The 6284-nt window shown below is 68.5% G+C and carries 3 protein-coding genes and 1 pseudogene; all 4 read right to left on the bottom strand.

All coding sequences use genetic code 11. From position 1 onward, the window contains the following. Window positions 1-93: 93 nt before the first annotated feature. Entirely contained in the window at window positions 94-2946 is a 2853-nt protein-coding gene (locus QMX80_RS17840; protein WP_282278512.1) for a TonB-dependent receptor, read from the bottom strand. A gap of 564 nt (window positions 2947-3510) precedes the next feature. Beyond that, window positions 3511-5064 carry a serine hydrolase domain-containing protein gene (locus tag QMX80_RS17835; RefSeq protein ID WP_282278510.1) on the bottom strand — a complete coding sequence of 518 codons (1554 nt, stop codon included), beginning with the start codon at window positions 5062-5064 and terminating at the stop codon, window positions 3511-3513. Window positions 5065-5106: 42 nt separating this feature from the next. Then, window positions 5107-5952 (bottom strand): N-acetylmuramoyl-L-alanine amidase, encoded by an 846-nt coding sequence (locus tag QMX80_RS17830; RefSeq protein ID WP_082443687.1) that lies wholly within the window; start codon window positions 5950-5952, stop codon window positions 5107-5109. Continuing rightward, window positions 5949-6284: pseudogene (locus QMX80_RS17825) on the bottom strand (diaminopimelate decarboxylase); the annotation flags it as partial. The gene QMX80_RS17830 and the pseudogene QMX80_RS17825, both read right to left, overlap by 4 nt.

The following is a 6284-nucleotide window of genomic DNA, read 5'->3' as shown; positions in this document are numbered from 1 at the left end:
CGCCCCCCCCCCCCCCGGGGCCCCCCCGGCGGCGCCCCCGCGGGGGGCCGGGCCCCCCACTAACGGGGCCCGGAAACCGGGCCCCGGGGTACGTCACTGGAAGCGGTACTCCAGCAGCAGGTTGAAGGAACGGCCGCGCGGGTCGGCCACGCGCGCTTCCCAGCCGGCGCCGTCGCCGTCGTCCAGGTAGCGGACGGTGAACGGCGGATCGGTGTTGAGCAGGTTGCGGATGCCGAAGGTCGCCTTCAGGTTCTCCATGCCGGACCAGGTCAGGCTGTAGTTGTAGGTGACGTAGGCATCGACGTTGCCGTCCCAGGCCGGCGGGGTGTAGCCGTTGACGATGCCGCCCGGCTTCCAGTCCTTGTAGCCGCCACGGTAGACCTGGGTCAGCGTCTGCGTCCAGTCGCCCTTGGCCCAGCCGAGGCTGACCGTGTGCTTCCACTTGATCGGCAGGTTGTAGTAACGCTCGTACTCGCCGACCAGGTTGTCGCTGTAGGGCAGGCTGTCGAAGGTCTTGGTCTTGAAGGTGTCCAGGTAGTTGCCGTTGAGGTGGACGTTCCAGGTGCCGCCGGCCAGGTCGCCGCGCAGGTTGGAGTCCAGCTCGATGCCGCGGGTCAGCGTGCCGCCGGTGTTGATGTAGCGCTGGTCGATGGCGATGATCTTGCCGCTGCTGTCGCGGATGAAGTTGGACGCATACAGCGGGTAGTTCGCGGTCATCGTCGACAGGTTGAAGCCGCTGCGGATGGTGTTGAGGCGCTCGATCTCCCACCAGTCGACGCTGACGTTGAAGTTGCCGTTCGGCGCCAGCACGAAGCCGACGCTGCGCTGCTTGGCCTCTTCCGGCTTCAGGTTCGGGTTGCCGCCGGTGATGATGTCCGGGCGGATCTGTTCGCTGCAGCTGGCCACGTCCGGGTTGTACTGGCCCTTCGGGCAGGTCGCCGGGTCGGCCAGGTCCAGGCCGGTGTACTGGCTCTCGGTGACGCCGCGGAACAGCTTGGCGAAGTCAGGCACCTTGAAGCCGGTGCTGTAGGAGCCGCGGAACACCAGCCAGTCGATCGGCTGCCACTTGAACGAGTACTTCGGATTGGTGGTGCCGCCGAAGCCGTCATAGCGGTCGTGGCGCACGGCCAGGTTGAGCTCGAGGCTGTCGACCACCGGCAGGTTGAACTCGGCGAACACCGCCTTGACGTTGCGCTGCTTGGGCGACATGTAGTTGGCCGCATCGCCCGGCGCGCCGAACACGAACGCGTTGCCGGCCGCCCATTCCGACGGGCCGCTGAACTCGTATTCCTCGCGGCGGATGTCCACGCCGGCCGCGGCCTGCACGTCTTCCGCGCCCCACAGCTTGAAGCCGAGGCTGCCGCTGAAGCTGGCGTCGAACGTCGTCGTGCTGGACACGCCCTTGTACAGCAGCAGGCCGCTGGCGTCGGCCGCGGCCATCGCGTCGTAGGCCGCCTTGGACTGGTCCTGGCCGGGCATCAGGAACGGGTTGAGCACGCCGTTCTTCAGTGCCGCCTTCAGCTGCGGCGTGTAGTAGTAGCCGCCGGCCAGCACCGACTGGGCGCGGCTTTCGGCGCGCGACAGGCCGATGTTGTAGTCCCAGCTGCCCACGGTGCCGGTCATGCCGAACAGCATGCGGTAGGCCTTGGTCTCGGTCTCCAGCTGGCGCGGGCCGCAGATCTCGCAGCGCCAGCGGTAGGCGATCGGGCTGCCGTAAACCAGGTTGGCCTGGTCGCCGAAGTAGGTGTGCAGCTGGTTGTAGATCGCGTCGTAGGTCGCCTTGGTGTTGGCGTTCAGTTCGTACGCGTCGAGCTGGGTTCCGGTGGCATTGATGCTGGTGGTGATCTGCTGCGCCTCGAACTGGCGCTTGGAAGTCACCTTGGAGCCCATGAACTCGGCGAAGAACTCATGGTTGTCGCCGACCTTGAACGTGGCCCGGCCGATGCCCTGCACGGTATCCACCGGCTGCTGGATGGTGCGCGCGCGGCCGTAGTCCCAGGCGCAACCGAAGCTGGCGCCGGGGCTGGCCCAGATCTTGTCGCCGTAGTCGCCCATCATGTCGCCGCCGTTCTCGCAACCGGCGCCGCCGGGCAGGCGCAGCGTATTGATGGTGGTCTTGGTCAGGCCGCTGCCAGGATCCTTCAGGCCGCCACCGATGATGCTGCCGGTGCCGCTGACGATGTTGGCGAACGGCGTGCCGCGCGTATCCGGCGACAGGCCGCGATCGGGCTGGAAGCTGTTGACGAAGTCGCGCTGGTTGCCGCGCAGGATCTTGTTCTTCTTGACGTTCAGCGCCGCCCACACGTTCCAGCGGTCGCTGTCCAGGTCGCCCCAGCCGCCGAGCAGGCTGCTGTGGTAGATGTTGCCGCCGCCTTCCTGGGTCACGTCGGCGCCGGCGCTGAGGGTGATGCCCTGGTAGTTGTTGCGGGTGATGAAGTTGATCACGCCGCCGATGGCGTCGGTGCCGTACACGGCCGAGGCGCCGTCGCGCAGCACTTCCACGCGCTCGATCGCGGCGAACGGAATCGAGTTCAGGTCCACCACCTGGCCGGCCAGGCCGTGCGCGGCGACGCGGCGGCCATTGAGCAGCACCAGGGTCGCATCGGCGCCCTGGCCGCGCAGGTTGGCGCCGGAAACGCCGTTGTTGCCGCGCGTGCCGGGAGGTGCGATGCCGCTGTTGGCGGCCAGGCTGTCCGGGCCGCTGCTGGCGATGTTCAGCTGCTGCAGCAGCTGCTCGGCCGAGGTGATGCCCTGGGCCTCGATCTCGGCCTTCTGGATGATGGTGACCGGCAATGCGGCTTCGACGTCGGTGCGCTGGATGCGCGAGCCGGTGACCGAAACGCGGTCGAGGGTGCGCGCCTCCGGCGAGGTATTGCCGGCTGCGGGCTGGGTCTGGGCGAAGGCGGCCAACGGGCTGCCGAGCGCCAGCAGCAGGGCCGCGCTCAAGTGGTGAAGCCGCGGGGTACGTGACAAGGCGGACATGCTCTCTCTCTCCAAAGGGAACGCGTAACGGGGGATGCTTCGGGAACGATGCTGGCCCATTTCCATCCCCGCGTCGGCGGGGTACGGCGACCATCCATCGGTCCAACCTCAAGGGCGGCACGATTCCGCCAATCCAACCAGGATGCGCGCCACCTCCCCGGCAGCCGCACCTTTCCTTCCGTGGTTTCACTGCACCGGGGAGACTCCCTGTCCGCCGGCCTGCACCATGCCAAGCCCGACTGCAGGCCTGTCCGCCGGGATTCCCTCCTCCGCCGGTCGCATCGTGCGGACCCTTGGAAAGAAGCACCGGCCGCGCATCCGCGCCCGGTTCAACCCGGCTTCACAGCTGTTTAACACGTGCCGAATCCGGTGGTCAATAAACTATTCCCCATACCCCAAGGCTATGGAAATAAAATATTTTCGTGATGCGCCGCACAATAGAGGCCGCATCCTCCATTGCCATCACGCATGACCGGCGCGGATGGCCGGCATGCGACCCGCGCATCCGGCCGTGCTTCGCGGCCGCATTCACGGACAATCGCCGACCCGGTGGAATTCCAGGTCCTGGTAGTCGTAGCTGAAGTCGATGTCCGGATCGATGGCGCGCAGGCGCAGGGTGCGTTGCGCTCCGTCCCCGGAAAACTCCAGCCACGCCTCCGCGTCCTCGCCCAGCCCCTGCCACTGCACCCAGGGGCGGCCAGCGGACGACATGACCCGGCCGCGCATGGCCGGCGACTTCAACGCGGCCAAAGCGATTCCCTTCCCAACGGCGCACAGCGTGACCTGACCGAACCAGGGATCGGCCCATACGCCGGCATCGGCGCCGAAATTCCGCGCCGCGACCGCGACGGCCGGCGCCATGGCCGGGCGACCATGGCCGTCGGAACGACGCTGCGCCTTTTCCCGTTCCAGCAGGCCGGCGTAATGGAGGACGTCGTGGCCCGCGGCAGGCGCGGTCTGGCGCTTGAGCAGGGCCTGCATCAGCGCGGTGCGCGCGTCCTCGCCTTCGCCGTTGATCAGGATGACCGCGCCGCTGCGCCGGTCCGGCAGCAGCGCCAGCGACGAGTACATGCCCGACAACGTGCCGGTATGCGCCACCTTCCACTGTCCGTCCATGTCCGACAGACGCCAGCCGTAGCCGTAGGCGAGGAAGTGGGTGCCGTCCCAGTCGCGCAGGCGCTGGCCGATGGGCATCGGCATGTGCGCGGTCCACAGCGCGCGGCGCTGGGTGGCGTCCAGCCAGTCCGGCACCCGCGCCGGGTCGAGCAGCGCCTGCATCCAGCGCAGCATGTCGTCGAGGCTGCAGCGCACCCCGCCGGCGGCCATCGACGGGAAATCCGCGACGACATCGCCATCGCGCCCGCCCACCACGTTGCGCCCGTCCCGGCGGTAATGCGGCTGGGCGACGTCGCCCACCGCCGCGGGCGACCACGCGCCGACCTGGCAGCGGTCCATGCCCAGCGGCGCGAAGATCTCCTGCCGCACCAGTTCCGCGTAGGGCTTGCCGCCGGCGACCGCGGCCACCTCTCCCGCCACCACGTACAGCAGGTTGTCGTAGGCGTAATCGGCGCGGAAACTGCCGGCCGGCTTGAGGTGCGCCAGCCCGGCGATGATGTCCTGGCGGGTGAAATGGTTCGGCTCCGGCCATAGCATCAGGTCGCCGGCGCCCAGGCCCAGTCCGCTGTTGTGGATCAGCAGGTCGCGCACCTGCATGTTGCGCGTCACCCACGGGTCGTACATGCGGAACGACGGCAGGTACTTCGTCACCGGGTCGTCCCAGCGCAGGCGGCCGGCCTGCACCAGCCGCGCCAGCACCGCCGCGGTCATCGCCTTGGTATTGGAAGCGATCTTGAAAAGCGTACCGGCATCGACCGCCTTCCCTTCGCCGGCCACCAGCTCGCCACGGGTGGCGACGTGGACGATCCTGCCGTCCTCGATCACGCCGACCGCGATGCCGGGCAGCTGGTAGTGCTCGAAGGCCTGTTGCACGGCCTTGTCGTAGAACGCCGCAGCGTCCGCGGAAGCCGCCACGGCATGGGCGGTACCCGACAGCAGGGCGAGGCATAGCAGGATTGGTTTCATCGACATGTTTCCAGTGCCCGGCGGCCCGCTCCCGTTTCGCACCTACGGCGTATTCGCCGGAACGGCCGCGGGCACGGCCGGCGATCGCAGCAGCGGACGGCTCAGGCCGTAGAGGATGCGCAGGTCCTCGGCGTCGAGCTCGGCCCCCTGGCTGCGCATGCCACGGAAATGATGGCGGAAGGACTGGAGCGCGTTGGCGCGGTCGTCGAGCGGATAGCCGATCGCCGCCATCGCCAGCCAGCCATCGAACTCCGGCGGCGGATCGCCCGCGGCCGGGTCGGGCCAGATGCCGAAGCCGGCGTCGTGCAGGCGTTTCCACGGGAACAACGGGCCCGGGTCGATCTTGCGTCCTGGCGCCAGATCCTCGTGGCCGATGACCTGCTCGCGCGGGATGCCCTGGCGCCGGGTCACGTCGTCCAGCAGCACGATCAGCTTCTCGATCTGCACGTCCGGAAAGGGCGTATAGCCGTCGTTGTCGATCTCGATGCCGATCGACGCCGAGTTGAGATCGGTGATGGTGCCCCAGCGGCCATCGCCCGCGTGCCAGGCACGCTTGTCTTCATCGACCAGCTGGTACAGCGTGCCGTCCTTGCCCAGCAGGTAATGCGCGCTGACCGGGCCGTTGCTGTTGGCGGTCTGCAGCGTGCGCAGGCTGCCCTCAGCGGTCTTGCCGGCGGTGTAGTGCAGCACCACCACCACCGGCCGGCGCGTGTCGAAGTTGGGCGAGCGTTCCCACTTCGCCAGCGGATTGTGGTGCGCGCAGGCGGACAGGAGCAGGAACGAGAGGAGCAGCGCGAGGGACGAGAGGGTGCGGAAAGCCCGCTGCCCGCCTGTCACCCGGCTCCCATTCGTTGCTGGTTCCTCCACGCGGGTTCCTCGCTTCTTCATGCTTTTCTCCAATCGGCAGCCGGCTGCTCGCCGGCCAGCATCTCGTCGAAGCTCTGGCGGCGGCGCACCACCGCATAGCGCTCTCCGTCCACCAGCACCTCAGCCGGCAACGGACGCGAGTTGTAGGTCGATCCCATCGACGCGCCATAGGCGCCGGTGCCGAGGATCGCGACCAGGTCGCCGGCTTCGCAGCGCGGCAGTTGGCGCGCGGTGGCGAAGGTGTCGCCGGTCTCGCAGACCGGCCCCACTACGTCGTAGACGGCGGTTTCGCGGCCGGCCGCGGCGCCCCCCGGCCCGCTGTCGTGCCACGGGTCGTACAGGCGGGGTCCGGT

It is taken from the genome of Stenotrophomonas sp. PS02297, assembly GCF_029959705.1.
Taxonomy (GTDB): domain Bacteria; phylum Pseudomonadota; class Gammaproteobacteria; order Xanthomonadales; family Xanthomonadaceae; genus Stenotrophomonas; species Stenotrophomonas nitritireducens.
This window is presented reverse-complemented; position numbering and strand designations above follow the sequence as displayed.

Excerpts from the sequence above, each read along its gene's own strand:
- QMX80_RS17830 (WP_082443687.1), bottom strand. The coding sequence starts at position 5,952 with ATGAAGAAGCGAGGAACCCGCGTGGAGGAACCAGCAACGAATGGGAGC.
- QMX80_RS17835 (WP_282278510.1), bottom strand. The coding sequence starts at position 5,064 with ATGAAACCAATCCTGCTATGCCTCGCCCTGCTGTCGGGTACCGCCCAT.